At 41.7% G+C, this 1,924-nt stretch carries 1 protein-coding gene; it reads right to left on the bottom strand.

Annotation, left to right across the window (positions count from 1 at the left end; all coding sequences use genetic code 11):
- Positions 1-63 precede the first annotated feature (63 nt).
- Positions 64-1,359 (bottom strand): group II intron reverse transcriptase/maturase, encoded by a 1,296-nt coding sequence (ltrA, locus tag DPN68_RS12980; protein ID WP_113990044.1) that lies wholly within the window; start codon positions 1,357-1,359, stop codon positions 64-66.
- Positions 1,360-1,924 lie beyond the last annotated feature (565 nt).

Here is a 1,924-nt window from a genome sequence, read left to right as displayed (position 1 = left end):
ATCGAGTAGACTGCCCTGCCAGAAACTGACAGGGTGAGCCTCTCACACCACCGAGCATACGGGTCACGTACTCGGCGGTTCGCAAAAAGATGGGTTGAGTTGAATGTAGATTTCCGTTAAGGATTCGTATCCTTTTTGTTTCAAGCGTTTCAAGGTAATAGTTGTTCCTAAAATGGGACTTTGGGCAATCGCCCAACCACCTTTTCGAGTTCTGCTCCATGCATAGGCGTGGTCTTGGTCAACCCCCAATCGAATCAGGTTTTTCCTTTTCCTTTCAGGTTTCTTCCAGTCGTGCCAAATACAATAGCGGATGCGATTCCGCAGCCAACCATCCATATCTCGTAGTTTTCCCATGATGTTGGTTCCTCGAAAATAGTTTAGCCATCCTCGTTGGATTTCCTTTATCTTGGTGATACGTTCTTCTAGTTTGGCTGGGGTGGTTTTTCGGGTAATGCTTTTGAATCGCATCTTTAGGTTTTTCCATGCCTTTTCGGCTACTACGAGTTGGTATTGATTCTTGTTTCCTTTATTGTAAACGGGCACAAATCCAAAGCCAAGTAACGTAAAGTTAGAGGGTTTTCTAATCCCACTCTTTTCCTCGTTGATGGTTAGTTTGAGCTTGTTCTTAAGGAACTTTTCAATCACTACGCTCGTAGCTTTCGCTTGATTATGGCTCTTGCAGTAGATACTAAAATCATCAGCGTAACGAACGAATTTATGTCCTCTTCGGGTCATTTCTTTATCCAATTGATGGAGTAAGATGTTAGACAATAGTGGGCTTAAAGGAGAACCTTGCGGAACGCCTTTTCTTCGTTTTCGTAGCTTTCCGTTGATTTTAATCGGTGCTCGAAGCCATTTGCGAATGAGTTGCATTGTGGTTTTGCATTTCACTTTTTGAAACAACAAATTCAGAAGTAAACAATGGTCAACTTCATCAAAGAAATTTTTCAAGTCAATATCCACAATGTGGTTCAGTCCTGAATGGATGTAGTCCCGTGCTTGTCCAACGGCTTGTCGGGCATTTTTGTTAGGTCTAAATCCAAAACTGCTGGGTTTGAATTCGGGTTCAAATAAAGGTGCGATGCTTTGTGAAACCGCTTGTTGCAACACTCGTTCGCTTGTTGTGGGAACTCCCAATAATCGGGTTTTTCCGTTGCCTTTGGGAATTTCTATTCCTAAAATGGGTTGAATTTGATAATTTCCTTGTTTTATTTCCATAATTAACTGGTCTTTCTTTTCTGGGAATACCTTGCGGAGTTCTTTGATAGAAACGCCATCAACACCTGCACTACCTTTATTGGCAATGACGTGTTCCAATGCTTTTTGAAAGTTGTATGGATGTACTACTTTTTCAATCATCTTAGTTTTGTTTTAACCTGTTTTCGTTAAGTAGGGCTATCTACCTAGGCAAGATTCCATTACTTATTGAAAACCTCTTTGCGTTCAGTCCTTCCTTGTTTGTGAGACCTGTGCGGTATCTATTCACACCTCGTTGCTTTCAAGTACTATGACCTCTGCTGACTTCTCTTTGTGATTAACTCGTAATCTAAGAGACCTCCCCTAGTAACCGCTTTTTCCTTCCGTCTATTCCTGGTACATCTACATGACAGTAATCTGATTTAGTAGCATGTTCAGAACACTGTTTTGGACTTCGTATTGCTGTGGATACTCATCCTTACTGCTATGCCTCTTATGTACTTTCTGTTCGTCAGTACAGACTTTTGCCGTTTGACTTCCTTCAGTGCATACCTCGCGGTAAACCACCTTGTCACGTACTAAACCTTCGAGACGTTACTCTCGCGGTTAAGGGACTCACACCCTCTGGAAAAATAACACCCCGAAAATTAGTTTTTGTAGTCAAAATTTGTATTTTTGAACTATTTGAAAAGCTTTCGGGGTGTGTCCTGCATATGCAGGGCACACA

This window comes from Flavobacterium tibetense (assembly GCF_003293845.1).
In the GTDB taxonomy this organism is placed as follows: Bacteria; Bacteroidota; Bacteroidia; order Flavobacteriales; family Flavobacteriaceae; genus Flavobacterium; species Flavobacterium tibetense.
Note: the sequence above shows the minus strand (reverse complement) of the source record. Positions and strands in the feature narration are given on the sequence as shown.